This window comes from Streptomyces sp. 1222.5, assembly GCF_900105245.1.
Lineage (GTDB): Bacteria > Actinomycetota > Actinomycetes > Streptomycetales > Streptomycetaceae > Streptomyces > Streptomyces albidocamelliae.
The window spans coordinates 4,904,550-4,931,076 of the sequence record NZ_FNSZ01000001.1 but is presented as its reverse complement, the minus strand read 5'-3'; the positions used below and the strand labels follow the sequence as shown (position 1 = coordinate 4,931,076).

At 72.7% G+C, this 26,527-nt stretch carries 26 protein-coding genes and 1 pseudogene; 15 read left to right on the top strand and 12 right to left on the bottom strand.

The features are described from left to right. The first annotated feature begins 77 nt into the window (after nt 1-77). Nucleotides 78-953, top strand: coding sequence for a GNAT family N-acetyltransferase (locus BLW57_RS22180; protein WP_093476784.1), 876 nt, complete (start codon nt 78-80; stop codon nt 951-953). On the opposite strand, the gene BLW57_RS43130 is transcribed toward BLW57_RS22180, so the two are convergent. Further along, on the bottom strand, nt 920-2,602 hold the full coding sequence (locus BLW57_RS43130; RefSeq protein WP_371127805.1) for an EamA family transporter: 1,683 nt from the start codon (nt 2,600-2,602) through the stop codon (nt 920-922). The two genes, BLW57_RS22180 and BLW57_RS43130, sit on opposite strands and share 34 nt — an antisense overlap. Before the next feature lie 79 nt (nt 2,603-2,681). On the opposite strand from BLW57_RS43130, the gene BLW57_RS22165 reads away from it, so the two are divergent. The 5 genes and pseudogenes from BLW57_RS22165 to BLW57_RS22145 all read left to right on the top strand — a co-directional run bounded on the left by BLW57_RS22165 (nt 2,682) and on the right by BLW57_RS22145 (nt 6,403). Next, a complete protein-coding gene (locus tag BLW57_RS22165) occupies nt 2,682-3,629 on the top strand; it encodes a LysR family transcriptional regulator (RefSeq protein ID WP_093476782.1) in 948 nt (315 codons plus the stop codon). 1 nt (nt 3,630) lies between these two features. Further along, nucleotides 3,631-3,843 carry a hypothetical protein gene (locus BLW57_RS43125; protein ID WP_371127804.1) on the top strand — a complete coding sequence of 71 codons (213 nt, stop codon included), beginning with the start codon at nt 3,631-3,633 and terminating at the stop codon, nt 3,841-3,843. A gap of 73 nt (nt 3,844-3,916) precedes the next feature. Continuing rightward, nucleotides 3,917-4,061, top strand: a pseudogene (locus BLW57_RS22155) (CGNR zinc finger domain-containing protein); the annotation flags it as partial. 162 nt (nt 4,062-4,223) lie between these two features. Beyond that, nucleotides 4,224-4,490, top strand: coding sequence for a hypothetical protein (locus BLW57_RS22150; protein WP_093476781.1), 267 nt, complete (start codon nt 4,224-4,226; stop codon nt 4,488-4,490). 107 nt (nt 4,491-4,597) lie between these two features. Then, entirely contained in the window at nt 4,598-6,403 is a 1,806-nt protein-coding gene (locus BLW57_RS22145) for a phosphatidylglycerol lysyltransferase domain-containing protein (RefSeq protein ID WP_093476779.1), read from the top strand. Nucleotides 6,404-6,443: 40 nt separating this feature from the next. On the opposite strand, the gene BLW57_RS22140 is transcribed toward BLW57_RS22145, so the two are convergent. The 5 genes from BLW57_RS22140 to BLW57_RS22120 all read right to left on the bottom strand — a co-directional run bounded on the left by BLW57_RS22140 (nt 6,444) and on the right by BLW57_RS22120 (nt 11,801). Beyond that, nucleotides 6,444-7,889: a sensor histidine kinase gene (locus BLW57_RS22140; RefSeq protein ID WP_093476778.1), complete on the bottom strand. Its 1,446-nt coding sequence runs from the start codon at nt 7,887-7,889 to the stop codon at nt 6,444-6,446. Further along, a complete protein-coding gene (locus BLW57_RS22135) occupies nt 7,890-8,621 on the bottom strand; it encodes a response regulator transcription factor (protein WP_093476776.1) in 732 nt (243 codons plus the stop codon). Nucleotides 8,622-8,776: 155 nt separating this feature from the next. Beyond that, nucleotides 8,777-9,349: an FMN reductase gene (locus BLW57_RS22130; protein ID WP_093476775.1), complete on the bottom strand. Its 573-nt coding sequence runs from the start codon at nt 9,347-9,349 to the stop codon at nt 8,777-8,779. Continuing rightward, a complete protein-coding gene (locus BLW57_RS22125; RefSeq protein ID WP_093476773.1) occupies nt 9,346-10,431 on the bottom strand; it encodes an LLM class flavin-dependent oxidoreductase in 1,086 nt (361 codons plus the stop codon). Before BLW57_RS22125 ends, BLW57_RS22130 begins: the two co-directional genes overlap by 4 nt. Nucleotides 10,432-10,910: 479 nt before the next feature. Then, complete coding sequence (locus BLW57_RS22120) at nt 10,911-11,801, bottom strand: NADP-dependent oxidoreductase (RefSeq protein ID WP_093476772.1); 891 nt, start codon at nt 11,799-11,801, stop codon at nt 10,911-10,913. A gap of 136 nt (nt 11,802-11,937) precedes the next feature. Between BLW57_RS22120 and BLW57_RS22115 the strand changes: the two genes are divergently transcribed. Further along, nucleotides 11,938-12,342 (top strand): winged helix-turn-helix transcriptional regulator, encoded by a 405-nt coding sequence (locus BLW57_RS22115; RefSeq protein WP_093476770.1) that lies wholly within the window; start codon nt 11,938-11,940, stop codon nt 12,340-12,342. A gap of 9 nt (nt 12,343-12,351) precedes the next feature. On the opposite strand, the gene BLW57_RS22110 is transcribed toward BLW57_RS22115, so the two are convergent. Continuing rightward, a complete protein-coding gene (locus BLW57_RS22110; protein WP_176985682.1) occupies nt 12,352-12,816 on the bottom strand; it encodes a hypothetical protein in 465 nt (154 codons plus the stop codon). A gap of 122 nt (nt 12,817-12,938) precedes the next feature. Here BLW57_RS22110 and BLW57_RS22105 point away from each other — a divergent pair, with 122 nt between their 5' ends. The 3 genes from BLW57_RS22105 to BLW57_RS41485 all read left to right on the top strand — a co-directional run bounded on the left by BLW57_RS22105 (nt 12,939) and on the right by BLW57_RS41485 (nt 14,265). Then, entirely contained in the window at nt 12,939-13,277 is a 339-nt protein-coding gene (locus BLW57_RS22105; protein ID WP_093476769.1) for a YnfA family protein, read from the top strand. 65 nt (nt 13,278-13,342) lie between these two features. Then, nucleotides 13,343-14,119, top strand: a complete 777-nt coding sequence (locus tag BLW57_RS22100) for an SDR family NAD(P)-dependent oxidoreductase (RefSeq protein ID WP_093476767.1) — start codon at nt 13,343-13,345, stop codon at nt 14,117-14,119. Then, complete coding sequence (locus BLW57_RS41485; protein ID WP_176985681.1) at nt 14,119-14,265, top strand: hypothetical protein; 147 nt, start codon at nt 14,119-14,121, stop codon at nt 14,263-14,265. The genes BLW57_RS22100 and BLW57_RS41485 overlap by 1 nt, the downstream gene beginning before the upstream one ends. A gap of 63 nt (nt 14,266-14,328) precedes the next feature. Here the strand turns inward: BLW57_RS41485 and BLW57_RS22095 are convergent, their stop codons facing one another. Next, nucleotides 14,329-15,522: an RtcB family protein gene (locus tag BLW57_RS22095; protein ID WP_093476765.1), complete on the bottom strand. Its 1,194-nt coding sequence runs from the start codon at nt 15,520-15,522 to the stop codon at nt 14,329-14,331. A gap of 228 nt (nt 15,523-15,750) precedes the next feature. On the opposite strand from BLW57_RS22095, the gene BLW57_RS22090 reads away from it, so the two are divergent. From BLW57_RS22090 to BLW57_RS22080, 3 genes are all read left to right on the top strand, one after another. After that, nucleotides 15,751-16,587, top strand: a complete 837-nt coding sequence (locus BLW57_RS22090) for a hypothetical protein (protein WP_093476763.1) — start codon at nt 15,751-15,753, stop codon at nt 16,585-16,587. A gap of 128 nt (nt 16,588-16,715) precedes the next feature. Further along, nucleotides 16,716-17,636, top strand: a complete 921-nt coding sequence (locus tag BLW57_RS22085) for a DUF3558 family protein (protein WP_093476761.1) — start codon at nt 16,716-16,718, stop codon at nt 17,634-17,636. A gap of 118 nt (nt 17,637-17,754) precedes the next feature. Continuing rightward, complete coding sequence (locus tag BLW57_RS22080; protein ID WP_093476759.1) at nt 17,755-19,008, top strand: DUF2637 domain-containing protein; 1,254 nt, start codon at nt 17,755-17,757, stop codon at nt 19,006-19,008. 101 nt (nt 19,009-19,109) lie between these two features. Here the strand turns inward: BLW57_RS22080 and lysS are convergent, their stop codons facing one another. Then, nucleotides 19,110-20,849 carry a lysine--tRNA ligase gene (gene lysS / locus BLW57_RS22075; protein ID WP_093476758.1) on the bottom strand — a complete coding sequence of 580 codons (1,740 nt, stop codon included), beginning with the start codon at nt 20,847-20,849 and terminating at the stop codon, nt 19,110-19,112. Between the two features lie 127 nt (nt 20,850-20,976). On the opposite strand from lysS, the gene argS reads away from it, so the two are divergent. Both argS and BLW57_RS22065 read left to right on the top strand, forming a co-directional pair. Continuing rightward, a complete protein-coding gene (argS, locus tag BLW57_RS22070; protein WP_093476756.1) occupies nt 20,977-22,746 on the top strand; it encodes an arginine--tRNA ligase in 1,770 nt (589 codons plus the stop codon). 101 nt (nt 22,747-22,847) lie between these two features. After that, a complete protein-coding gene (locus BLW57_RS22065; RefSeq protein WP_093476754.1) occupies nt 22,848-23,666 on the top strand; it encodes a DUF4253 domain-containing protein in 819 nt (272 codons plus the stop codon). A gap of 15 nt (nt 23,667-23,681) precedes the next feature. Here BLW57_RS22065 and BLW57_RS22060 read toward each other — a convergent pair whose 3' ends face one another. The 3 genes from BLW57_RS22060 to BLW57_RS41480 all read right to left on the bottom strand — a co-directional run bounded on the left by BLW57_RS22060 (nt 23,682) and on the right by BLW57_RS41480 (nt 26,487). Continuing rightward, nucleotides 23,682-24,884, bottom strand: coding sequence for an aminotransferase-like domain-containing protein (locus tag BLW57_RS22060; RefSeq protein WP_093480819.1), 1,203 nt, complete (start codon nt 24,882-24,884; stop codon nt 23,682-23,684). Nucleotides 24,885-25,016: 132 nt separating this feature from the next. Continuing rightward, nucleotides 25,017-26,009 (bottom strand): porphobilinogen synthase, encoded by a 993-nt coding sequence (gene hemB / locus BLW57_RS22055; RefSeq protein WP_093476753.1) that lies wholly within the window; start codon nt 26,007-26,009, stop codon nt 25,017-25,019. A 73-nt stretch (nt 26,010-26,082) separates the two neighbouring features. Next, nucleotides 26,083-26,487 carry a hypothetical protein gene (locus BLW57_RS41480; RefSeq protein ID WP_093476751.1) on the bottom strand — a complete coding sequence of 135 codons (405 nt, stop codon included), beginning with the start codon at nt 26,485-26,487 and terminating at the stop codon, nt 26,083-26,085. Nucleotides 26,488-26,527 lie beyond the last annotated feature (40 nt).

Below are 26,527 nucleotides of genomic sequence, written 5' to 3'. Positions count from 1 at the left end.
TGGCCGGGCCGGGCGTCGGCCCGTCTCCGCTCCGGGCGTTCGCGCCCGCGAGCCGCGCGGATCGGGGAGCATGAGGCATGCGACCCGACGACTGGCATCTCACCGAAGACGTCGACCAGTTCCTCGCCCGGGCCGGAGACTTCCTGCGCTCGCGCCCGGCCCTGCACAACACACCGCTGACCACGGTCGAGAGACTGCGCACCCGTGGGGCCGGCGCCCCGGACGGCGAGGCCACCGTCTTCGGCCGGCTGGAGTCGGGCGGCGAGGTCCACGCCGTCTGCTACCGCCTTCCGTCCCGCCGCCTGACCGTCACCGCCCTCTCCCCCGAGCAGGCCGACACCCTCGCCGTGCGCCTGGCCGGCCTCGGCCACCCCCTCCCGGGCGTGCTCGCCGACCACGACAGCGCCACCGCGTTCGCCGAGGCCTGGCAGCGGCACACCGGCGCGGAGCCTGAGGCCTCCTGGTGGGGCCGACTCCACCGGCTCGGCACGCTCACCCCGCAGGAGCCGGTCCCGGCGGGCGCGGGCCGGGTCGCGGGCGCGCACGACCACGAGCGGGTCGTCCGCTGGTGCGGCGCGTTCTGCGCCGACGTCGGCGAGGTCCTCGCCACGGACCCCGGCTCCTGGGCCGCCTCACGCTTCGCCGACAAGCGGTTCACGTTCTGGGAGACCCCGGACGGCACCCCGGTGTCCATGGCGGGCTCGACCTCGATGGTCGGCGGCATGGTCCGGGTGGACCCCGTGTACACCCCGGCCCGCCTCCGGGGCCGCGGCTACGCCGGTGCGGTGACGGCCGAGGTCAGCCGGGCCGCGCTGGCGGCGGGCGCGACGGACGTCGTCCTGTTCACGAACCCGGCCAACCCCACCAGCAACGCCCTCTACCGGCGCCTCGGGTACGTCCCGGTCGCCGACTTCACCGGCTACGACTTCTCTTGTGACGCGGGGGCCGCGTAGGAACCGGCGGGTGGGGCCGCGTCGTGGTGGACGACCGTGATGTGCCGCTCGGCGCCCGGCGTCTGCAGTTCGTCGAGCACCGCGACCGCCAGATCCTCCGCACTGATCCACGACCGGCCGTCGGCGGCGGTGAGCAGGGTGTCGGTGCCGCGCCGGTGCCGGCCCGTCCGTGAACCGGGTTCGAGCAGGGCGGGCGGGCTGAGATAGACCCAGTCGGCACCGGTATGGGCCCGGCACGTCTCCCACTGGGCCAGACCGGCGGCGGCGACGGCCCGCACCTCGGCGGGCACGTACGCGGGGTTGTGCGCGACGAGCAGTCCGGGATCGTCCGGACTGCGCAGCGCCCCGGCGCCGCCCACCACGAGGACACGGATGCCCAGCCGCGCGGCGGTGTCCAGGACCGTACGGGTCGCACCGACCAGGAACTCCTCGTCGGCCGGCTCGGTCCGCACGGCCAGCACCACGGCGTCGGCGGCACCGTGCGCGGCGGAGCCCGCCAGTGCCTCGTGCACGGCGTGGGCGTCCCGCACGTCGACGGCGACCGGTGTCACGGCCGGGTCCGCGGCCGGGTCGTGCGCCTCGGGCTTCCTGGACAGGGCCAGCACCCGGTGTCCACGGCGAGCGGCCTCGGCCGCCACCCGGCTGCCGACCATCCCGGTGGCACCCAGCACGGCGACCGTCATGCCCGGCTCACCGGAGGCCGCCGCGCGCTCTTTGGGATCCGGGGTCCCGCGCCGCGCCCGCCGGCCGGGGTGCGGGGGATCGAGCTGGGTGGCCAGCATGGCGGCCAGCGCGAGGAGGAAGCCCAGGGTCTGCGGGAGGCTCAGCGACTCTCCCCGTGCGATGCCGATGGCGGTCGCCACCAGCGGGGACAGCAGCACGAGCGGTGCGGACGCGCCGACCGGCAGGCGGCCGATCCCGCGGAACCACAGCGTGTACGCGATCAACCCGCCCATGCCGCCCAGCCACAGGTAGCCGCCCACGGCCGCGGCGTCGATCCCGTGCGGTGTCCCCTCGATCACCAGGGTGAGCGGGAGCAGCAGCAGTCCGCCGACGGTCAGCTGCCAGCCGGCCAGGGCCAGCGGGCCGACCCCGGCGGGACGGCCCCAGCGCTTGGTGAGGACGACACCGCAGGCCATGGCGGCCGTACCGGCGAGACCCGCGGCGACGCCGGTGGCGTCCAGCCGCGCCCGCGGCCCGAGCACCACCAGGGCGACGCCGAGCGCACCGACCACGCCCCAGGTCAGCCGCCAGGGGGTCGGCCGGTCGCGGAGCACCAGGCCGGCCAGTCCGGCGACCAGCAGGGGCTGTGCGGCGCCCAGGGTGGCGGCGACCCCGCCGGGGAGGCGTTCGGCCGCGAGGAACAGCAGGGGGAAGAACGCGCCTATGTTGAGCACGCCGAGGACGGCGGCCTTCCACCACCAGTCCCCGCGCGGGAGGACCCGGGTGATCGCGAGTCCGGCCAGTCCGGCCGGCAGGGCGCGCATCAGCCCGGCGAACAGCGGGTGACCCGGCGGCAGGAGCTCCGTGGTCACGACGTACGTGGTGCCCCAGGAGGCGGGGGCGAGCGCGGTCAGTACGACGGTGGCCGCCCGCTGCGCGGACGGGCTGCGCGGCGGGACGAAGGACCGCCCGGTCGAGGAATCCATGCGGGAAGTCTCGGCTGGCACCCGCCATGACTCCAAAGCATGGTTGTCATCGCAGCCATGAACGCTGACGATTGCCGCTGTGGATCTCCAGCAGATGCGGTACGTGGTCGCCGTCGCCGAAACCCGCAACTTCACGCGCGCCGCCGAGCACTGCGGCGTCGTGCAGTCCTCGCTCAGTCACCGGATCGCCGCCCTGGAACGCGAGCTGGGGGTCCAGCTGTTCGCGCGCTCCAGCCGACGTGTGGAGCCGACCAGCGCCGGCGAGGCGTTCGTCGTCGGTGCGCGCGAGTGCCTGGCCGCCGCCGAACGCGCCGCGGCCGACGCGGCGGCCGCCACGGGCGTGGTGCGCGGCCGCCTCGCCGTCGGCGTGATCGTGACCACCGCCGCCGTGGACGTGCCCGAGGTGCTCCAGCGGTACCGCGCCCAGCACCCGCACGTGCGCGTCGTCCTGCGTTCCGGCCGCAGCGACGAGCTGGTGACCGCCCTCCGGGACGGCGACCTCGACATCGCCTTCCTCGGTCTGCCGGAGGGCGAACGGCCGTCCGGTGTGGAGACCGTGGTGCTGGACCACGACGAGCACGTGCTCGTGCTGCCGGCCGGTCACCGGCTGGCGGGCGCCTCCCAGGTCACGCTCGGGGAGATCGCCGAGGAGACCTTCGTGGACTTCGTCGCCGGCACGCCCGCGCGGGCCCAGTCCGACCGGGCGTTCACCGCGGCGGGGCTGGTCCGTGACGTGGCGTACGAGGCGGGCGTGGTCGAGCTGATCATCCGGCTGCTCGAACGCGGACTCGGTGTCGCGCTGCTGCCCTCGGCGTACATCCGGCCGCTGGCCGCCCAGAACCCCGAACTGGCCCTGGTCCCGGTGGTCGACGGGCCGCACCGCGTGGAGTACCTGGCCTGGAGCGGTTTCAACCCCGGCCCGGCCACCCGGGCGATGCTGGACGTCCTCGGGGTCAGGCCGGCTGGAGGCGGTCCGTCAGGCCCGCCTTCTCGAACGCCCGGACGACGTCCTCCCGGGACTCCGTGAAATGGGCCCAGCTGTCGCAGTGGGCGGCCACCACCCGGCGGGCACCGAGAAGCCGGGCGGCCGTCGCCGTACCGGTGCCGTCGAGGACGAGGAGGCGTCGTCGAGGACGGGCAGGCGGGGCGCGCCGGCGAAGAGGACGGCGGTGTCGACCGGGGCGTACCGCGCGGCGATCTCCCCGACCAGGTCCAGGGAGGCGTTGTCGCCGCTGATGTAGACGCCGGGCAGGTCGGCGGAGGTGAGCAGGAAGCCGGTGACCTCGCCGACGATCGGCTCGGAGCCCTCGGGGCCGGCTGACCGTCTGCGGCTCCGCCCCCCTGCAACCGCTACCTGCTCCGCCACGGCCGCCGCCACTGGTGCTCCACACGCTGCGGCGACCGGGCCCGCGCGGCCCGCGCCTACGCCCGCCGCACCGGCCGCGGCGGGCCGGAGTAGGCGCACCGGCCCCGGAGCCACCGCCGGCCGGAACCGGCTCGGCGGGCCGCTTCGGCCAGGAGTCCACAGAGGGCCGGATCCGCACGCCGTCGCCCACGACCGACCCTACGTAATGTAGGTTCCGAACCGCCAGCGGTCACGCGTCTGTCCATCGGGGGAGCCATGCAGGAGACGGAATCGGAAACCGGGGCCGTCTGTGTCCGCAGCCTCGCGCCGACACTCGCCCTGCTGTTCGTCAGCCTGGTGATCGCCGCCGTCGGCGTGTACGAGCTGTGCGGCTTCGGGCTGCACAGCCTCGACCGGCGCCCGCACCTGTTCAGCGACGGCCTCGCGACCGGCGGGGTGATCGTCGCCGTGGTGGCCGCCGGGGCGGCGGTGGGCAATCTGGCCTGGCTGCTGGCGGCGGCCCGGCGCGGCACCGGCGGCTGACGGGTGAGACCCTGTGCCCGGACCGTGCGCATCCCCGCACCCGCGCCACCCGACACGCTGTAGGGTCTGCGGTGTCCCGTCCCCGTCCCCCAAGGCGACCGGTCACCATGCCCGCTCGACAGCCGACCCCGACCTCCCCGCAGGCTCCTGCTCCGCGCGGTCCCCGCCGCGTCCGACTCCTGCCGAACCGCTTCCCGCCGATCCGTTTCCACCCGGCACCCGACAGCCGGGTGCGCACCCGCGCCGCCGCGGCCACCGTCTGGTACCTGCGCGTCCTGGCCGTCCTGAACATCGCCGGGGTCATGTCGCTGCCCTTCCGCGAGGAGGTGCACGAGCACAACGCGGGCGAGTTCTTCACCCCGTACCTCGCCACCGCCGGCCTCGTCTCGGCGGCGCTGGCCCTGTTCCTGGCGGTGGTGATGCGCCGCCGCAAGCGCGCCGCCTGGGTGTTCAACCTGCTCCTGTCCGGCTTCCTGTTCTGCCTCTACGTCCTCGCGCTCACCCGCGACGCGTACCAGGAGCACCTGTTCAACTGGCTCTCCGCCGCCCTCACCGGCCTCTTCGTCGCCGCCCTGCTGCTCGGCCGGCGCGAGTTCTCCGCCATCGGCGACCGCTCCAACCCGCGCCTGGCCCTCGCCGTCGGCCTGGGCGGCACCCTCGTCGGCGGCACCGCGGGCACCCTGCTGGTCCGCGCGACCAACCAGCTGCCCGGCGCCACCCTCAAGGACGAGATCGCCTACACGCTGCTGCGCGGCATCAGCGTCGGTCCGCTCGCGGACCGTGTGCCCGCGGTGCACGCCCCCCGCTGGGCCGACGTGATCGTCAACGTCCTGATCGCCGCGGTCTTCCTGCTGGTCCTCTACGCCTGCTTCCGCGCACCGCGCGGCGCGTGCCTGCTCGCGGAACAGGACGAGCGGCGGCTGCGGGCGCTGCTGGACCGGCACGGCGACCGGGACTCCCTCGGCTACTTCGCGCTGCGCCGTGACAAGGCGGTCGTCTTCTCCCCCAGCGGCAAGGCCGCCGTCACCTACCGCGTCGTCGGCGGGGTCAGCCTCGCCTCCGGCGACCCGATCGGCGACCCCGAGGCCTGGCCCGGGGCCATCGACGCCTGGCTCGCCGAGGCACGCCGGCACGCCTGGACGCCCGCGGTGATGGGCGCGAGCGAGGAGGCGGGCACCGTCTACGCCCGGCACGGTCTCGACGCGCTGGAACTGGGCGACGAGGCGATCGTCGACCTGGCCGACTTCACCCTCGAAGGCCGCGCCATGCGCGTGGTCCGGCAGGCCCACAACCGGGTCCGGCGGGCCGGCTACTCGGTCCGCATCCGCCGCCACGAGGACATCCCCGCCGACGAGCTGGCCCTGCTCGTCGACCGCGCGGACCACTGGCGCGACGGTGCCACCGAGCGCGGTTTCTCCATGGCCCTCGGCCGCCTCGGCGATCCGGCCGACGGCCGCTGCGTGATGCTGGAGTGCCGCGACGCGAACGGCGAACCGCGCGCCCTGCTCAGCTTCGTGCCCTGGGGAGAGCACGGCCTCTCCCTGGACCTGATGCGCCGCGACCGCGACTGCGAGAACGGCCTGATGGAGTACATGGTGGTGGAACTCCTGCTGCGGGCGCGGGAGTCGGGCATCGACCGGGTCTCCCTCAACTTCGCGATGTTCCGCTCGGTCTTCGAACGCGGCTCCCGCCTCGGCGCGGGCCCGGTCCTGCGCCTGTGGCGCTCGATCCTCACCTTCTTCTCCCGCTGGTGGCAGATCGAGTCCCTCTACCGCGCCAACGCCAAGTACCGCCCGGTCTGGGAGCCCCGCTTCCTCCTCTTCGCGAAGAGCAGCGACATCCCGCGGATCGGCCTGGCCAGCGCCCGCGCGGAGGGCTTCCTCACCTTCCCGGGAAGGGGAGGCGGGTCATAGGGAGCCGGTCCCGGAAAGCCGCAGGTCCCGGGGGGATCCCTCAGCCCCCGCCCTGCGGGCCCCCGCTCCTGACGATGCCGCCGCCGACGGTGAACCCGATGACCGCTCCACCGCCCTCCCGCCGGTAGGCGAACGGTGCCCCGCCGTGTGCCATGGCGACCTCGCGCACGATGGACAGACCGAGCCCCGACCCGGGCAGGGACCGCGCGTCGGCGGCACGGTAGAAGCGGTCGAACAGACGGATGAGGTCGCCGTCGGCGATACCGGGTCCCCGGTCCGCCACCTCCACGCGCACGGTGCCCGGCCGGGCCGGCCCGGTGACCGAGACCTCGATCGGCGCCTCGCCGCCCCGGTCGAACTTGGCCGCGTTCTCGACCAGGTTGGAGATCGCCCGTTGCAGCATCCCGGGCCGCCCGTCGGTCGTCGTGTCACCGCGCGTGCGCAGCACGACCTGCCGTCCGGTGCGCCGCCTGGCCACGCCCACGACCTCCTCGGCGAGATCGGCGAGGTCCACCCGCTGCGGGGGCTCCGCGTCGGACTGCCCGGCGGCGAGGTCGACCAGCTCGTTGACCAGGTCGGTCAGCTCCCGGGCCTCCTGCCCGAGGTCCGCGACCAGCTCCTCGCGCGTGCCCGGCGGCAGTTCGTCGATCCGGCGCAGCAGCGAGATGTTCGTCCGCAGGGAGGTCAGCGGCGTACGGAGTTCGTGTCCCGCGTCCTGGACGAGCCGCCGCTGGTCCTCCTCGGACTGGGCGAGCCGGCCCAGCATGCGGTCGAAGGCCCGCCCGAGCCGCCCGACCTCGTCCAGCCCCGCGACGGGCACCTCGATCCCCAGCTGCCGGGTGCGCGCCACGTCCTCCGCGGCGGACGTCAGGATCACCAGCCGGCGCGTGATGCGCCGGGCCAGCCACCATCCGAACAGGCCGGCGGCGACCACGACGGCCGCCATCAGATAGAGCGTGCGCTGCTGGAGCGTGCGCAGCAGGTCCTCGGTGTCGCTGAACTCCTGCGCCACCTGGATCGCGCCCCGTCCGTCGCCGAGCGAGACGGTGGCGATGCGGAACAGGTCCTCGTCGACCCGTACGTCCTTGTGCTGGACCACCCTCCCGGCCGACCGCGCGGTCGCCATGGCCTTGTCGCGGGAGGTCACGGGCAGCACCGGGCTGCCGTGGTCGACGATCTCGCCCCGGGTGCCCAGCACCTGCACATCGGTGCGGGCGGGCCGGACCAGGTCGTGCCCGGGGCGGGAGGAGGAGAAGTCCTCCGGGACCATCCTGTGCTGCCGCACCTCGTCCTGGACGTCCTGCACGACCTCGGTGAACACCGACTGCTGGTCGACGCGGACCAGACGGGCGGCGGAGCTGTAGGACAGGATGCCGACCAGGATCGTGACGGCGGCGGTGACGGCCGCGAAGGACACGGCGAACGTGGTGCGCAGGGAGACGAGCTTGGGCCGGCGCGGGACCGGCGGCCGCCGCGGGCGGCCCACTCAGTCCTCCCGCAGCACGTAACCCACGCCCCGCACCGTGTGGATCAGCTGCGGTGCGCCGGGCTCGTCCAGCTTGCGGCGCAGATAGCCGACGTACACGGCGAGGTTCTTGGAGCCGGGCCCGAAGTCGTAGCCCCAGATCCGGTCGTAGACGGTGGAGTGGTCGAGCACGATGCCCGCGTTGCGCACCAGCAGCTCCAGCAGCTCGAACTCGGTGCGGGTCAGCTCCAGCTCGCGCCGCCCACGCCAGGCACGGCGGGCCTGGAGGTCCATGCGGATGCCGGCGGCCTCCAGCTGCCGGTCGGAGAGCTGGAGGTCACGGGCGGTGCCGGTGTCCGGGCCGGTGCCGCCGCCGGCCGGTACTGCGCTGGTACGGCGCAGCAGGGCGCGCAGCCGGGCGAAGACCTCCTCCACGTCGAACGGCTTCACGACGTAGTCGTCGGCGCCCGCGTCGAGGCCCGCGATCCGGTCGGCGGTCTCCACGAGGGCGGTGAGCATGAGGATCGGCGTCCGGTCGCCCTCGGCCCGCAGCACCCGGCATACCTGGAGCCCGTCGATGCCCGGCATCATCACGTCGAGGAGCAGCACGTCCGGCGGCGTCCGGTGGGCCTGTGCCAGCGCCTCCACCCCGTCGGCGACGGCCGTCACCTCGTAGCCCTCCAGCGTCAGGGCCCGCTCCAGGGCATGGCGGATGGCACGGTCGTCTTCGGCGAGCAGCACAGTCTGGGGCACTCGTCCAGTCTGCCAAGGCGGCGGTGCTCCGGCCGGGGCGAGCGGGCCTACGATCACCCTTTTTACCGCCCTCTCACCGTCACAGCCCCCACCCGCACCGCACGCCTCCCGTCCCCCTCCCCACCCGTGGCCGCCGCCACGGGTGGGGAGGGTGATCAGCGCTCCAGCGCGGCCAGCTGCTCGGCGAACGGCACGACCTCGGGTTCGCTCCGGCGGGCGGACAGCGGCAGCAGGGCGGCCAGCTCGTCCGCCGCCCGCTCGATCCGCTCGGCCAGCCCCTCCGCACCCCAGTCCTCAGAGGCCGCGTAGACCCCGGTCGGCACGACCACGGCCCGCAGGTACGCGAACAGCGGCCGCAGCGCGTGCTCCAGCACCAGCGAGTGCCGTCCCGTACCGCCGGTGGCGCCGATCAGCACCGGCTTGCCGGCCAGCGCGTCCTTGTCCAGCACGTCGAAGAACGACTTGAACAGCCCGCTGTACGACGCGCTGAACACCGGTGTGACGACGATCAGCCCGTCGGCGCCCGCGACCGCGTCCTGCGCGGCGGCGAGGGCCTTCCCGGCGAATCCGTTGGTGAAGTTGTGCGCGATCTCGACGGCGAGGTCACGCAGCTCGACGACCTCGGTCCGCACCGGCGTCCGCCGGTCCACCGCGGCGGCCAGCCGGTCGGCCAGCAGCCGGGTGGAGGACGGGACGCTCAGTCCCGCCGAAACGACTACGAGCTTCATACGGCGGTCGCCTCCTTCGCGGCGAGCAGGGACTGGTGGGTCGGCGCCTCGGGCACGTCGGCCGGGCGTCCCTTCGCGAACTCCTCGCGCAGCACGGGCACGACCTCCTCGCCGAGCATGTCGAGCTGCTCCAGCACGGTCTTCAGCGGCAGTCCCGCGTGGTCCATCAGGAACAGCTGGCGCTGGTAGTCGCCGGCGTACTCGCGGAAGGACAGGGTCCGCTCGATCACCTGCTGCGGCGAACCGACCGTCAGCGGGGTCTGCTCGGTGAAGTCCTCCAGCGAGGGCCCGTGGCCGTACACCGGCGCGTTGTCGAAGTACGGGCGGAACTCGCGCACGGCGTCCTGGGAGTTCTTGCGCATGAACACCTGACCGCCGAGGCCGACGATCGCCTGCTCGGGCGTTCCGTGCCCGTAGTGGGCGTACCGCTTCCGGTAGAACTCGACCATGCGCTTGGTGTGGTCGGCGGGCCAGAAGATGTTGTTGTGGAAGAAGCCGTCGCCGTAGTAGGCGGCCTGCTCGGCGATCTCCGGGGACCGGATGGAGCCGTGCCACACGAACGGCGCCACGTCGTCCATCGGGCGGGGCGTCGAGGTGAAGCCCTGGAGCGGCGTGCGGAACTTGCCCTCCCAGTCCACGACGTCCTCGTTCCAGAGGCGGCGCAGCAGGGCGTAGTTCTCGACGGCGAGGTTGATGCCGTCCCGGATGTCCTTGCCGAACCAGGGGTAGACCGGCCCGGTGTTGCCGCGGCCCATCATCAGGTCGACGCGCCCGTCGGCCAGGTGCTGGAGCATCGCGTAGTCCTCCGCGATCTTCACCGGGTCGTTGGTGGTGATCAGCGTGGTGGACGTGGACAGGATCAGCCGCTCCGTCCGGGCCGCTATGTAGCCGAGCATCGTGGTCGGCGAGGACGGCACGAACGGCGGGTTGTGGTGCTCACCGGTCGCGAAGACGTCCAGGCCGACCTCCTCGGCCTTGAGCGCGATGGCGACCATGGCCTTGATCCGCTCGCGCTCGGTCGGCGTACGCCCGGTGGTCGGGTCCGGCGTGACGTCGCCGACCGTGAAGATCCCGAACTGCATGGTCGCTCACCCTCCAAGTTGTTTACGCTTCAACTATGTCCCGCCCAACGACCACCCACTCCCGGATATTCCGACCCCGCGCCCACCGGCACCCCAGCGGGAACCGTTCCCCCTGCGCGCCCTCCGGACCCTGCACCCCCGGCCGACCCGCACCCCGCAGGACCGGCGGCACCCGGCCCTTGTCCGGCCGGCCGGCCGCTCACCCGCCACCGCCGCGCCGCCCGCCCGCTCCCCTCACAGCCGGACCCGCCGCTCCAGCCGCCGGCCCACCCGAGCTCCCGGGTCCGGCCGCACCCGGCCCCTCAGGCAGCCGGCCCCTCACCCCGCTTCACCGAGAGCTCACGCGGCAGGCCCCCGGCCGCACCCACAGCGCCGGCCCGGCAGCGCCCGGCCGAGACCGCCCGGCAGCTCCCCGCCTCCCCGGTCCCACCCCGGACCCACCTGGAAACCGGCCCTCCGCCAACCGAGCCCGCCTCGGCTCAGGGCACCAGCACCACCCGGCCGCGCAGGCCGCCCTCGGCCAGGCGGGCGTGGGCCTTCGCCGTGTCGGCCAGGGCGTAGGTCTCCGCCACCCGGAGGGTCAGCACCCCCTCGTCCACCAGCCGGACCAGTTCCGCGAGCCGGGCGCCGTCCGCGCGCACCTGGACGGCGTCGGTCCGCACCCCGCGCACCGGAGCGGGCTGGGTACCGGGGCGGACGCCGACGTACACGCCCCCGTCCCGCACCCACTCCAGCGCCGGCCGGCCGAGCACCGCCGCGTCCAGCACCGCGTCCGCACTCGCCGGCTCGACGCCCCCGGAGGTGAAGTGCGCGGCACCGAACGAACGCACCGGCTCCTCGTCGCCCGGCCGGGCGTGCCCGGTCACCGTGATCCCCCGGCGCGCGGCCAGCTGCACCGCGAACCCGCCCACCGCACCCGCGGCGCCGGTCACCAGCAGCGACGCCCCCGGCGCGAGATCCAGCAGGTCCAGGGCCTGCGCGGCGGTCAGCGCGTTCAGCGGCAGGGTGCCCGCGTGCACCGCGTCCACCGAGGCCGGAGCCCCGGCCACCGCGTCCGCGGCCACCACCGCGTAGTCGGCGTGCGCACCGAGCGGATCGGCCACCCCCGGCACCAGCGCGACCACCTCGTCGCCGACCTGCCAGGCCGCGCCGTCACCCACCGCGTCCACCGTCCCGGCGACGTCCCAGCCGAGCCCTATCGCCGCCTCCGGGCCACCGAACAGACCGGCGCGCACCGCCAGGTCCACCGGGTTCACCGCACCGGCCGCCACCTTGATCCGCACCTGGCCCGCCCCCGGCTCCGGCACCGCGACCTCGACGATCTCCGCCGCCTCCGGGCCACCGAACGTCCTCACCACAGCAGCACGCATGTCAACTCTCCTCGGGAAAAAGCCAGTTGTCCGAACTCCGGCCGGTTTCCCGGCCGCAGCACCAACCGTAGGAGAGCTACTATCCATAGGTAAGTAGTTACCCGAGAGTGCGTTGGTGACCCGGAGGAGAGCCCCCATGGCGACCATGACCGCCGCCCAGCGGCGTGAGCAGGCCCGCGCCGACTACGACGCCTTCCTGCGCAGCTGCCCCACCAACCAGCTGCTCGGCCGGCTCAGCGACAAGTGGGTCGGCCTCGTCGTCGCCGCCCTCGCCGCCGGCCCCATGCGCTACAGCGACCTCGGCCGCAGGATCGCCGGCGTCAGCCCCAAGATGCTCACGCAGACCCTGCGCGCCCTGGAGCGGGACGGCATCGTCACCCGCTCGGTCACCCCGTCCGTGCCGGTCCGCGTCGACTACGAGCTCACCCCGCTCGGCGCCGGCCTGGCCGCCCTGCTGACCGCCGTGAAGGAATGGGCCGAGGCCCACTTCGACGAGGTCCGCACGGCCCGCGAACGCTACGACGAGCAGAACCCCGCCTGACCCGCGGGCTCAGAAGGCGTACGTGTCCCCCGTGGCCAGCACGAGCACCGCCAGGCTGTCGTTCGACCGGTCCTTGTCCACCACGTCCCCGCTCCACGCGGTCTCCAGCCGCACCTCCACCTCCGGCGGCAGCTCACGCAGCCGTACCGGCACGCGCAGCTGCTCCCCCGTCGCCTCGGCGGCCAGCGCCCCGGTCGCGCACAGCACCGTCCGCTCGTCCTCACGCAGGCATCGGGGAGGCAGCGACTGCGGGTCCACCAGCGGCACCGACCAGCGCAGCCGCACCGTGGCGTCCGTGATCGCCCCGGGCCCGTCGTTGCGCGGGGTCAGCCGCACCTCCACCTGGTCCCCGTTCATCACCACCGTCCCGTGGAAGGACAGGTCGGTCTCCGGCACGGGAGCGGCCACCGCGTTCCCCTGCGTCAGGACGGCGCCCGCGCACACCCCGGCCGCCACCCACGTCCGCATCCGCATGCCTCACCACTCCTCACCACCGCACGCCGCCGTTCCGGCCGCCGTACGGATGTATGCCACGCGCGCGGCAGACCAGGCGCCCTCCAACAGGTGACACGCCCCCCGCGTGCGAAGCTGCACCCATGCCGATCCTCCGCTCCGCCGCCCTGTTCGTCGTCGCCGCGCTGTTCGAGATCGGCGGCGCCTGGCTGGTCTGGCAGGGCGTGCGCGAGCACCGCGGCTGGCTGTGGATCGCCGGGGGCGTGCTGTCCCTGGGCGCGTACGGCTTCGTCGCCACCTTCCAGCCGGACGCCCACTTCGGCCGGATCCTCGCCGCCTACGGCGGGATCTTCGTGGCCGGCTCGATCCTGTGGGGCGTGGTCGCCGACGGCTTCCGCCCCGACCGCTGGGACATCACCGGTGCGCTGATCTGCCTCGCGGGCATGGCCGTGATCATGTGGGCGCCGAGGAACAGCGGCTGAGCCTCGCCTAGGCTGGACGAAAGCGCCTACCACCGACGCCGATTCCTCTCCCCCAGGAGCAGCTCATGGCCACCGCCGCCCCGTCCGCCGCCTCCCGCATCGCCGTCGTCACCGGTGCGAGCAGCGGCATCGGTGCCGCCACGGCCCGGCAGCTCGCCGAGGCCGGCTACCGCGTCGTGCTCACCGCCCGCCGCAAGGACCGCATCGAGGCCCTGGCCGAGGAGCTGACCCGGGCCGGGCACTCGGCGGTCGCCTACCAGCTGGACGTGACGGACCGCGCGGCCGTGGACGAGTTCGCCGGCGCCTTCAAGACGGTCGGCGTGCTGGTCAACAACGCGGGCGGCGCGCTCGGCGCGGACCCGGTGGCCACCGGCGACCCGGCCGACTGGCGCACGATGTACGAGACCAACGTCCTCGGCACCCTGAACCTCACCCAGGCCCTGCTCCCCAAGCTGGACGCGAGCGGCGACGGCGTGGTCGTCGTGGTCTCCTCCACCGCCGGCCACGGCACCTACGAGGGCGGCGGCGGCTACGTGGCCGCCAAGCACGGCGCCCACGTCCTCGCCGAGACCCTCCGCCTGGAGATCGTCGGCCGGCCGGTCCGGGTCGTCGAGATCGCCCCCGGCATGGTCCGGACCGACGAGTTCGCCCTCACCCGCTTCGGCGGCGACGAGGAGAAGGCGGCGAAGGTGTACGAGGGCGTCGCCGAGCCCCTCAGCGCGGACGACGTGGCCGAGACGATCACCTGGGCGGTCACCCGCCCCAGCCACGTCAACGTCGACCTGCTGGTCGTGCGCCCGCGCGCCCAGGCCTCCAACACCAAGGTCCACCGGGAGCGGTGATGGCGGACGAGGACTCCTTCGAGAAGCGCCGCCTGGCCCAGGAGACGAAGGACGAACGCCAGGTCTGGTACTTCCTCGCCTACTTCTTGTTCGGCATCCACTTCGTGGCCTTCGTCATGATCTACGCCGTGCGCCACGCGAAGTGAGCCCCGACCGCACGAGGAAGGCCCCCGGCACCGGCCGGGGGCCTTCCTCGTGGGCCTTCTTCGTCAGCCCTTGACGCAGACGACCTGCTTCAGCTTGGCCACCACCTCGACCAGGTCCCGCTGCTGGTCGATCACCTGGTCGATGGACTTGTAAGCGCCCGGGATCTCGTCCACGACGCCGGAGTCCTTGCGGCACTCCACGCCCCGGGTCTGGTCCTCCAGGTCCTTCGTCGAGAAGCGCCGCTTGGCCGCGTTGCGGCTCATCCGCCGACCGGCCCCGTGCGAGGCCGAGTTGAAGGACCGCTCGTTCCCGAGGCCCTTCACGATGTACGAACCCGTGCCCATCGAGCCCGGGATGATCCCGTAGTCCCCGGAGCCGGCCCGGATCGCGCCCTTGCGGGTCACGAGCAGGTCCATGCCCTCGTACCGCTCCTCCGCCACGTAGTTGTGGTGGCAGGAGATCTCCGGCTCGAAGGTCGGCTTCGCCTTCTTGAACTCCTTGCGGACGACGTCCTTCAGGAGCGCCATCATGAGCGTGCGGTTGTACCTGGCGTACTCCTGCGCCCAGAACAGGTCGTTGCGGTAGGCGGCCATCTGCGGGGTGTCCGCGACGAAGACCGCGAGGTCGCGGTCGACCAGGCCCTGGTTGTGCGGGAGCTTCTGGGCCACGCCGATGTGGTGCTCGGCGAGTTCCTTGCCGATGTTCCGGGAACCGGAGTGCAGCATCAGCCACACGGCGCCGTCGGTGTCGGTGCACACCTCGACGAAGTGGTTACCGGACCCGAGCGTCCCCATCTGCTTCGTGGCACGTTCCTGACGGAACTTGACCGCATCGGCGATCCCGTCGAACCGCTTCCAGAAGTCGTCCCACCCGGCGGTCGCCAGACCATGGAACTGCCCGGGGTCGGTGGGATCCTCGTGCATCCCCCGCCCCACCGGAATCGCCTGCTCGATCTTCGACCGCAGCCGGGACAGGTCGCCCGGCAGGTCGTTCGCCGTCAGCGACGTCCGCACCGCCGACATCCCGCAGCCGATGTCCACGCCCACCGCGGCCGGGCACACGGCGCCCTGCATCGCGATGACCGAGCCGACCGTCGCGCCCTTGCCGTAGTGGACGTCCGGCATCACGGCCAGACCTTTGATCCACGGCAGGGTCGCCACGTTCTGGAGCTGGCGCAGGGCCACGTCCTCGACCGTCGCGGGGTCCGTCCACATCCGGATCGGGACCTTCGCGCCCGGCATCTCCACGTACGACATACGTTCCTCATTCCCCCGACAAAGACAACAAAAGGCTTAGAAGCAACAAAACGCAAAAGCGGCGCCAAGGTCCAGGAAAGGGACAGGGGACCGGCGTCCACCGCGGTGCGTGCGATACACATTGTCTCCAGGGGGCGCCCCGCCGCGGCAAGCGAATAACCAGCGGGGACACTGAGCACCGAGCGACCGGCCATCGCCGTGTCGCACACCGTCGAGAGGAGCCCGACCGTGCAGCGCAAGGCGTACCTACCCGGCACCGCCGCTCTTCTCGCGGTGCTGCTGGCCGGCTGCACGAGCGGATCCGGGGACGAGAGCCCGACGGACGACGCCAACCCGGGCGATGCCGGCACGGCGACGGTCACGGCCCAGCCGGGCAAGTACCGCAGCCTGCCCGAGCCCTGCGGCGCGATCGACCACGACGGCCTCGACTCGCTGCTGCCCGGCATCAAGCAGATCACCGACCCCTCCCAGCGCGACAAGGCCTACCAGGGCCAGGCCACGCTCACCTACGACACCAACCGCAAGGTCGGGTGCGGCTGGAAGGTGGAGTCCGCCGACGCCACCGACCGTCTGTCGGTCGACTTCGAGCGGGTGGTGTCGTACGACAACTCGGTCAGCGACGCGGACCAGGCGAAGACGCTGTACCAGGACAAGGAGACGGCCGCCGACCTGCCCGAGCAGAGCAGCGGCTCGGCGACGACGCAGTCCCCGGCCGGCACCCCGACCCCCACGGCCTCCCACAGCGGCGGGGCGAGCCCGTCGGACTCCCCCTCCACCCCGGCGTCCGGGGCCTCCGGGTCCGCCGCCGGCGCCCCGCCGGACGACCTGCAGCCGCGTGTCCTGACCGATCTCGGCGACCAGGGGTATCTCGACGACCGGCTCAAGCCGTCCGGCTCGACGGCCGGACAGCGGACGGTGACTGTGGTGTTCCGCACGTCCAACGTCGTCGTCACCATCCAGTACGAGGAGCAGCCGACCGCCACCGGAACGGTCCCCGAGAGCAAGGAAATGCAGGACAGAGCCCTTGAGCTGGCCTCCCAACTGGACGACGAACTGGGCGGTTGACGGCCTTCGCGGAACCACCCCGGCCCGTCCGCGAAGCAGTCGAACGCAAACCGCACAGCTCCCTCACCGCGTACCGTGGGGCCCCGCAGGAACCCGCACGAACACCGAGCGTCACGAGTGAAGGAACCATGCAGCGAGCAGCACAGCGAGACGTCCGTGTCCAGACTGACCAGCGAGCCAAGCGCCTTCGCCGTGCTCTTGTCTGCGCGGCAGCCGTCCCCGCGGTTCTGATCACCGCCGCCTGCTCCTCGGACTCGGGCGACTCCAAGGCCAAGGGCGGTGACGAGGCGTCCGCCCAGCAGTCCGCGGGCGGCTCCGCGAAGCCGTCCGCCAGCGCCTCCCCGACGGTGCAGGCCGCGGCCTACAAGAAGCTCCCGGACGCGTGCGCGGTGCTGACGAAGAAGACGCTGGGCGATCTGGTGCCGAAGGGCTCGGACTCCGCCAAGAAGGGCAATTCGGACGACCCGTCGACCCGGGCCTCCTGTGCCTGGAACAGCCTGGACAACAACGGCGTCAAGGGCTCCCAGTTCCGCTGGCTGAACGTCTCCCTGCTCCGCTTCGACTCCGACACCGCCCGGGGCTCCGGCGACGCGCAGGCGCACACGTACTACAGCCGGCAGGTCCGGGACGCCCAGGGTGTGGACGGCGCGAAGGACGTCAAGGCCACCCCCCTGTCCGGCACGGGCGCGGAGGCGACGACGGTGCGCTACGACCTGAAGAAGAAGGAAGGCCTCTTCAAGCAGCAGACGGTCGTGGCCCGCGTCGAGAACGTCGTCGTCACCCTCGACTACAACGGCGCCGGTCTCGCCGGTGAGAAGACCCCGGCCGCCGGCGACCTGACGAAGGCCGCGGAGAAGGCGCTCAGGGAGGTGGTCGCGTCCGTCTCGAAGACCAACGGTGAAGGTTCCGGGCAGAGTTCGGACTCGAAGGGCTCGGCGTCCCCCTCCAAGGCCGCGTCGAAGTCCGCGTCGGCTTCGCCGTCGAAGTCCGCGTCCAAGGCGCCTTCCGCCGGCGCGTCCGCGTCCAAGTCGTCCGCCGCGAAGAACTGAGCGGAGGGCCCGTAAGGGCTGACCGGCACCACGTTCACCGCACACGTGTGCCACTCTGTTGCGCGCAACAACACGCAATGGGAGGGGAGTACGAGTGGCAGCGCCACAGCTGACTCGGATGCACCGCGTTCTCATCGGCGTTGTCGTGTCCGGTGCGTTGATCATCGCCGGTATCGGCTTCGCCGGTTCGTACGCGGCCGTCCGTGAGCTGGCCATCAAGAAGGGCTTCGGGAACTTCTCGTATGTGTTCCCGATCGGCATCGACGCGGGCATCTGCGTCCTCCTCGCCCTCGACCTGCTCCTGACCTGGATCCGCATCCCGTTCCCGCTCCTGCGTCAGACGGCCTGGCTCCTGACGGCGGCGACGATCGCCTTCAACGGAGCCGCCGCCTGGCCGGACCCGCTGGGCGTGGGCATGCACGCGGTGATCCCGGTGCTCTTCGTGGTCGCCGTCGAGGCGGCCCGCCACGCCATCGGCCGGATCGCGGACATCACGGCCGACAAGCACATGGAGGGCGTCCGCATCACCCGCTGGCTGCTCTCGCCGGTCCCCACCTTCCTCCTGTGGCGCCGCATGAAGCTGTGGGAGCTGCGCTCCTACGACCAGGTGATCAAGCTGGAGCAGGAGCGGCTCGTCTACCAGGCGCGGCTGCGCTCCCGCTTCGGCCGCGCCTGGCGCCGCAAGGCTCCGGTGGAGTCGCTGATGCCGCTGCGGCTGGCCCGCTACGGGGTCCCGCTGGCGGAGACGGCCCCGGCGGGCCTGCTGGCGGCGGGCATCGAACCGGCGGTGCTGCCGGTGGTCACGCGGCAGCCGCAGCTCGTGGCGGCCGACGCGGCCGTGGACGGCCCCGCGGGCGCGGGCGCCCGCGACGGCGCCGGGGTGCCGATACCGCGGCAGGCGGGGGCTCCCGGTCAGCAGCGCCCCGAGCCGCCGGTGGACGAGCAGAGCCCCTGGTTCCAGTCCCAGCGCGAGATCGAGTACCACGGCGGCTACGACCCCGCCTACGAACCGCCCCCCGAGGCGCTGTACGAGCCCGAGGAGCAGTACGAGGACTGGTACGAGGAGCAGGTTCCGGAGCGGTTCCAGCAGCCCTCCCCGGAGGAGACCGGCAGCTTCCCGATCCCGGTGACCGCCCACCGCACCCGGGAGCTCGGCGAGGGCGGCGGCACTCCGGAGCCGGAGCCGACCGAGGAGGACTTCTACCTGGTCTTCCGCAAGTCGATCGACGGCAGCTACCCGACCCCCGCCCAGTTCAAGGACGACGTCGAGGCGACCTTCGGCATGGCGTTGCCGAAGGGCGAGGCCGAACGGATGGTCAACCGCTTCGCCAACCGCCACACCGCGGAACTCCAGGAGGACCACATCGCCTGAGGGCGTGCGTCCGGGCACGGGAGACAGAACAGCGGCGACAGGACAGACGGAAGGGGCCCTCCCTGGTGGAGGGCCCCTTCCGATCGCCGCCTGCTGTCCGCCTACTGCCCGAGCAGCTCGCGCACCCGGTCCTGCCCGACCGCCAGAAGCAGCGTGGGCAGCCGGGGCCCGGTGTCCCGCCCCACCAGCAGGTGGTAGAGCAGGGCGAAGAAGGTCCGCTGGGCCGTCTTGATCTCCGGCGGCAGCTCCTTGGGCGTGGCGTCGGCGGCGAACCCGGCCTGCACCTTGGGCACGCCGTAGACCAGGTGGGTGAGCCCGTCCAGCGACCAGTGCTCGGCGAGCCCGTCGAGCAGCAGCCGCACGGACTGCTGGGACGCCTCGTCGAGGGACTTCAGCAGCTCGGCGTCGGGCTCGTCGCGCACGATGGTCCGCTGGTCGGCGGAGACGTGGGTGTTGATCCACGCCTCGGCGCGGTCGTAGCGCGGCCGGACCTCGTCCAGGGAGCCGAGCGGCTGCTCCGGGTCCAGTTCGGAGAGGATGCGCAGGGCCTGGTCCTCGTGTCCGGCGGTGATGTCGGCGACGGACGCGAGCGTGCGGTACGGCAGCGGACGCGACGTCTTCGGCAGCTCACCGGCGGCGGTGCCGACGGCACGGGTGTACGCGGCCACGTCACCCGGCAGGGCGGAACCGTCGGCGACCTTGGCCGCGAGCTTGTCCCACTCGTCGTAGAGCCGCTGGATCTCCTGATCGAAGGCGATCTTGAAGGACTGGTTGGGCCGCCGGCGCGCGTACAGCCACCGCAGGATCTGCGGCTCCATGATCGTGAGCGCGTCCGCGGGGGTGGGCACGCCACCGCGCGAGGACGACATCTTCGCCATGCCGGAGATGCCGACGAAGGCGTACATCGGGCCGATCGGCTGCTTGCCGCCGAAGATGCCGACGATCTGCCCGCCGACCTGGAACGACGACCCGGGCGAGGAGTGGTCGACCCCGCTCGGCTCGAAGATCACGCCCTCGTACGCCCACCGCATCGGCCAGTCGACCTTCCAGACCAGCTTGCCGCGGTTGAACTCGCTGAGCCGGACGGTCTCCGCGAAGCCGCACGCGGAGCAGGTGTACGCCAGCTCGGTGGTCTCGTCGTCGTACGAGGTGACCGTGGTCAGGTCCTTCCCGCAGCCGCCGCAGTACGGCTTGTACGGGAAGTACCCGGCGGAGCCGGAGCTGCCGTCGTCCTCGGCCGCGGCGCCCGAGCCCTCCTCGGCCTCCAGCTCGGCGTCGTCCACGGCCTTCTGCTGCTGCTTCTTCGGGGCCTTCTTCGTGCGGTACTGGGCGAGGATCGCGTCGATGTCGCCGCGGTGCCGCATGGCGTGCAGAACCTGCTCGCGGTAGACGCCCGAGGTGTACTGCTCGGTCTGGCTGATCCCGTCGAACTCGACGCCCAGTTCGGCCAGCGCCTGCACCATCACGGCCTTGAAGTGCTCGGCCCAGTTCGGGTACGCGGAGCCCTCGGGCGCCGGCACCGAGGTCAGCGGCTTGCCGATGTGCTCGGCCCAGGAGTCGTCGATGCCCGCGACACCGGCCGGGACCTTGCGGTACCGGTCGTAGTCGTCCCAGGAGATGAGATGCCGGACCTGGTGGCCGCGGCGGCGGATCTCGTCGGCGACCAGGTGCGGGGTCATGACCTCACGCAGGTTGCCGAGGTGGATGGGCCCGGACGGGGAGAGGCCGGACGCGACGACGACCGGTTTGCCCGGGGCCCGACGCTCCGACTCCTCGATGACCTCATCCGCGAAACGGGAGACCCAGTCGGTGGTCTCGGTGCTCTGAGCCACGATCGGCACGTCCTTCTTTCTGAACGGGGTGACACTCCATTCTCACAGACGGGCTTGCGCCCGCGAAAACGGCTTTACCCGCCGTGGGATACTGACCGGGTATATCCACCCCACGAGGAGAACGGCACCCATTCCTATGGCCTCGGTCACGTCCCTCAGCGATTCCGTCCAGCAGCACCTCGCGTCCGCCCTCTCGGCCACCCTGCCGGAGGCCGCCGGCGCGGACCCGCTGCTGCGACGAAGCGACCGGGCCGACTTCCAGGCCAACGGCATCCTGGCGCTGGCCAAGAAGGCGAAGGCCAACCCCCGGGAGCTGGCGACCCAGGTCGTCTCCCAGGTGGTGGCGGGCGACGTGATCAAGGACGTCGAGGTCTCCGGCCCCGGCTTCCTCAACATCACGATCGCGGACAAGGCGATCACCGAGAACCTCGCCGCGCGGTACGCGGACGAGACCGGCCGCCTCGGCGTGCCGTACGCCGGGCACCCCGGCACGACGGTGATCGACTACGCGCAGCCGAACGTGGCCAAGGAGATGCACGTCGGCCACCTGCGGTCGGCGGTGATCGGCGACGCGGTGGTGCAGCTGCTGGAGTTCACCGGCGAGAACGTGGTGCGCCGCCACCACATCGGCGACTGGGGCACCCAGTTCGGCATGCTCATCCAGTACCTGGACGAGCACCCGCACGAGCTGGACCACAAGGACGCCCGGGTGACCGGCGAGGAGGCGATGTCGAACCTCGACCGCCTCTACAAGGCCGCGCGGGGGAAGTTCGACTCCGACGAGGAGTTCAAGACGCGCGCCCGCCGCCGGGTGGTGGACCTCCAGGCCGGCGACCCGCAGACGCTCGCCATGTGGCAGAAGTTCGTGGACGAGTCGAAGATCTACTTCTTTTCCGTCTTCGAGAAGCTGGACATGGAGATCCAGGACCCCGACATCGTCGGCGAGTCCGGTTACAACGACATGCTGGCCGACACCTGCCGGATGCTGGAGGAGTCGGGTGTCGCCGTCCGCTCCGAGGGCGCGCTGTGCGTGTTCTTCGAGGACGTCAAGGGCCCCGACGGCAAGCCGGTGCCGCTGATCGTGCAGAAGTCGGACGGCGGTTACGGCTACGCGGCCACCGACCTGTCCGCGATCCGCGACCGCGTCTTCAACCTGAAGGCGAGCACGCTGCTGTACGTGGTGGACGCCCGGCAGGCCCTGCACTTCAAGATGGTCTTCGAGACCGCCCGCCGGGCCGGCTGGCTGAACGACGACGTCAAGGCGCACCAGCTGGCCTTCGGCACGGTCCTCGGCAAGGACGGCAAGCCGTTCAAGACGCGTGCCGGTGAGACGGTCAAGCTCCAGGACCTGCTGGACGAGGCCGTCGAGCGGGCCACCGCCGTCGTCCGCGAGAAGGCCGAGAAGGTCGGTCTGACGGAGCGGGAGATCACCGAGAACGGCCGCTACGTCGGTATCGGCGCGGTGAAGTACGCGGACCTGTCGACCTCCGCGGTCCGGGACTACAAGTTCGACCTGGACCAGATGGTCTCGCTGAACGGCGACACGTCCGTCTACCTCCAGTACGCGTACGCTCGCGTCCAGTCCATCCTGCGCAAGGCGGGCGAGGCCCGCCCGGCCGCCCACCCGGAGCTGGAACTGGCCCCCGCGGAGCGCGCTCTCGGCCTGCACCTGGACCAGTTCGCGGAGACGGTCCTGGAGGTCGCGGCGGACTACGAGCCGCACAAGCTGGCCGCGTACCTGTACCAGCTGGCGTCGCTGCTGACGACCTTCTACGACCAGTGCCCGGTCCTGAAGGCCGACACCGCGGAGCAGGTGGAGAACCGCCTCTTCCTGGTCGACCTCACCGCCCGCACCCTGCACCGGGGCATGGCCCTGCTGGGCATCAGGACCCCCGAGAAGCTCTGACGCGCGGCCTCCGGGGGCCGTGGAGCACCACCACGGCCGCCCGGGATGCCGTCGCGGAGGCGCCAACGGCGTTGTCAGTGGGGGCGTTTACAGTCGGCGGCATGGCGACTCTTCCCAATCCGCTGCCCCGGCTGGCCACCGACCCCAGCGGGCGTTCCCTGGGGCTGCAACTGCCGCCCGGCAGGCTGTTCGACCTGGCTCAGGACGGGCCGTGGCACGAACCGCTGCTGTGGTACGCGGAGAAGCCGGCCGCGCCGGGGACCTGGAAGGCCCTCGGCGCCCCGGCGTCCCGCATCGGTCTGCTGCCGGTGCTCGTGGACCTGAGCGATTCCTCGGGCAGCCTCCAGGACTGGGTGTTCCTGCCCGGCGAGACGTCCTACCCGGGCGACCACGACGCCGAGGACGTCCTCGCGGAGTACTGGGAGGAGGAGGCGGCCTACGACGAAGCCGCCGAGGACCTCGCCCCGTTCGGGCGGCAGTGGCCCGGCCTCGCACCGCCCGGCGCCCTCTCCGCCGACCCGGACACCCGCGCCGCGCAGGTCGCCGACGCGCTGAAGAGCGGCCGGGACGCCGAGATCGAGGAGGCGCACCTCGCCCTGGTCCCCGCGCGCCGGTCCGCCGACATCCCCGCGGCCGTCGGCTGGACCGGCCCGGTCAACTACGAGGCGGACGTGGCGCGTATCTGCGCGGTGCTGCGTTCCTGGGAGGACCGGTTCGGCATACGGGTCGTGGCCCTCGGCCCGGACACCCTGATCGTCTCCGTCGCCGCTCCGCCGACCACCCGGGAGGCCGCCGAGGCCGTGGCGGCGGAGCACTTCGCGTTCTGCCCGGACACCGCTCTGGAGGACGGGCCGGACCCGCTGCGCGCCTACGCCAAGGACCTCGTCGGCAGCCACACCTGGACCTTCTGGTGGGACTGACGCCCGCCCGCGCCCTCAGCCGCTGAGACCCCGGCCCAGCCTGCGCAGCCCCTCCGCGATCTCCTCCGGCGTCTGTGTGACGAAGCAGAGCCGGAGGGTGGAGCGGTCGGGTTCCCCGGCGTAGAAGGGAGCGCCGGGGACGTAGGCGACGTGCTGCTCCACCACCCGCGGCAGCAGCGCGACCGTGTCGTAGGCCTCCGGCAGGCGCGCCCAGAGAAACATGCCGCCCTCGGGCCGGCTCCACCGCGAACCGGCCGGCAGGGCACCGGGAAGGCCCGCCAGCATGGCGTCCCGGCGGGCGCCGTACACGGCCCGCACCCGCTCCACATGGGCGTCGAGCACGCCCAGGTAGCGGCAGGCGGCGAGCTGGTTGAGGGTGGGCGTGTGCAGGTCGGCCGCCTGCTTGGCGACCGCGCACGCCCGGCGCAGCCCGGCGGGGGCGCGCAGCCAGCCCAGGCGCAGGCCGGGGGCCATCACCTTGGAGAACGAACCGAGCAGGACGGTCCGGTCCGCGGCGCCGGGGAACGACGCGATCCAGGGCACGCGCTCGCCGTCGTAACGGAGTTCGCCGTAGGGGTCGTCCTCGACGATCCACACGCCCTGCCGGGCGGCCACGGCGGCGATCGCCTCGCGGCGCGGCGCGGGCATCGTCCGGCCGGTGGGGTTCTGGAAGGTGGGGACGAGGTAGAGGAGCTTCGGGCGCTCGCGGCGGACGGCCTCCGCCAGGGCCTCGGGATCCACTCCGTCCTCGTCGCCGGGCACGGCCACCACCCGGGCGCCGGCCAGGCCGAACACCTGAAGTGCCGCGAGATAGCAGGGGTCTTCGACCAGGACGGTGTCGCCGGGTTCGAGCAGCGCGGTCGCCAGCAGGGACAGGGCCTGCTGGGACCCCGTGGTGATCAGGAGGTCGTCGGGCGCGGTGGGCAGCCCCTGGGCGGTGATCCGGGAGGCCAGCGCGGCCCGGAGCGCCGGCTCGCCCTCGGTGGTGGAGTACTGCAGCGCCCGGGCCGGGGCCTCGGCCAGCACGTCCCGGAACGCGGCGGCTATGCCCTCCCGGTCGAAGAGTTCCGGTGCCGGGAGGCCGCCGGCGAAGTTGATGACCTCGGGGCGGGCGGTGACCGCGAGGATGTCCCGCACGGGCGAACCGCCCACACTGCGGGCGCGCTCGGCGAGCGGCGGGACGGGCGCGGTGGGCGGTGCCGGCTCGGTGACGGTCATGGCGCGGCTCTCCTCGGCTCGGTGGATCGTCTCCGTCCGGAGCATAGGGAGTTGCGTGTCGAATACACCGATAATTCCGGGATCCGGACACCGCCCGTACGGCGGCGCTGGGCCGCCGTCTCCGCCGGTGGGTCAGCGCAGCTTCTGGGCCGCCTCGGTGGCCCAGTAGGTGAGGATGTTCCGCGCCCCGGCCCGCTTGATACCGGTCAGGGTCTCGAAGATGGCGCGGTCGCGGTCGATCCAGCCCTTCTCGGCGGCGGCCTCGATCATCGAGTACTCACCGGAGATCTGGTAGGCGGCGACCGGCACGTCCACGGCGTCCGCGACCCGGGCGACGATGTCCAGGTACGGTCCGGCCGGCTTGACCATCACCATGTCGGCGCCCTCGGCGAGGTCCAGCTCCAGCTCCCGCAGGGACTCGCGCCAGTTGGCCGGGTCCTGCTGGTAGGTCTTGCGATCGCCCTGGAGCGAGGAGCCGACGGCCTCGCGGAAGGGGCCGTAGAAGGCGGAGGAGTACTTGGCGGTGTAGGCGAGGATGGCGACGTCCTCGCGGCCGATCTGGTCGAGCGCGTCGCGGACCACGCCGATCTGGCCGTCCATCATCCCGCTGGGGCCCACGACATGGGCTCCGGCGTCGGCCTGCACCTGGGCCATCTCGGCGTACCGCTCCAGGGTGGCGTCGTTGTCGACCCGGCCCTCGGCGTCCAGCACCCCGCAGTGCCCGTGGTCGGTGAACTCGTCCAGGCACAGGTCCGACATCACGAGCAGGTCGTCGCCGACCTCGGCCCGCACGTCGCGCAACGCGACCTGGAGGATCCCGTCCGGGTCGGTGCCGACGGTGCCCTGACCGTCCTTCTTGCTCTCCTCCGGCACGCCGAACAGCATGATCCCGGAGACCCCGGCCTCGACGGCCTCCAGCGCGGCCTTCTTCAGGCTGTCCCGGGTGTGCTGCACGACACCGGGCATCGCCGAGATCGGCACCGGCTCGGAGACGCCCTCCCGGACGAACGCCGGGAGGATGAAGTCGGCGGGGTGCAGTCGCGTCTCGGCGACCATCCGCCGCATGACGGGCGAGGTCCGCAGCCGCCGGGGACGCGTACCGGGAAAGGATCCGTACTTCGTCATGCCTTCTACGCTACGCCCGCGCGGGGCGCGCCTTTGCCGACGCGGCGTCGGCGCACGGCCGCCGCGGGGCGGCTCACCACAGCCGGGCGCCGGCCCCGCCGAGCCGGGCGTGCCAGGCGCGCATCCGCGCGCCGGCGCCGGCGTTGAGGACCTGGTCGACCGCTCCCCCGGCCGCGGGCGACGAGGCCCCGAAGGCGCTCACCGCGGCCCGCTGCTCGGGACTCGGCACCGGAGACATGCCACCGCCCCGCCCGACCAGGGCGTACCGCTTCCCGCGGACGGTGATCAGCAGGGTCCCGAGCCGGGTGAACCGGCCCTCCACCTCCCGGGGATCGCCCTGGACGACGACCTGCCCGTCCCGGTCCTCGGCCCGCAGCTCACCGGGGAACCGGCTCAGCACCACGGGCACGCAGCGCGCCCCGTTCCACAGGCTCCGCCGCCAGTAGACGATCTCCGCGTACACGGCGTACTCGCGCATGCGCCCGATCATGGCATGCACACAACTCGCCCCGGGAGGC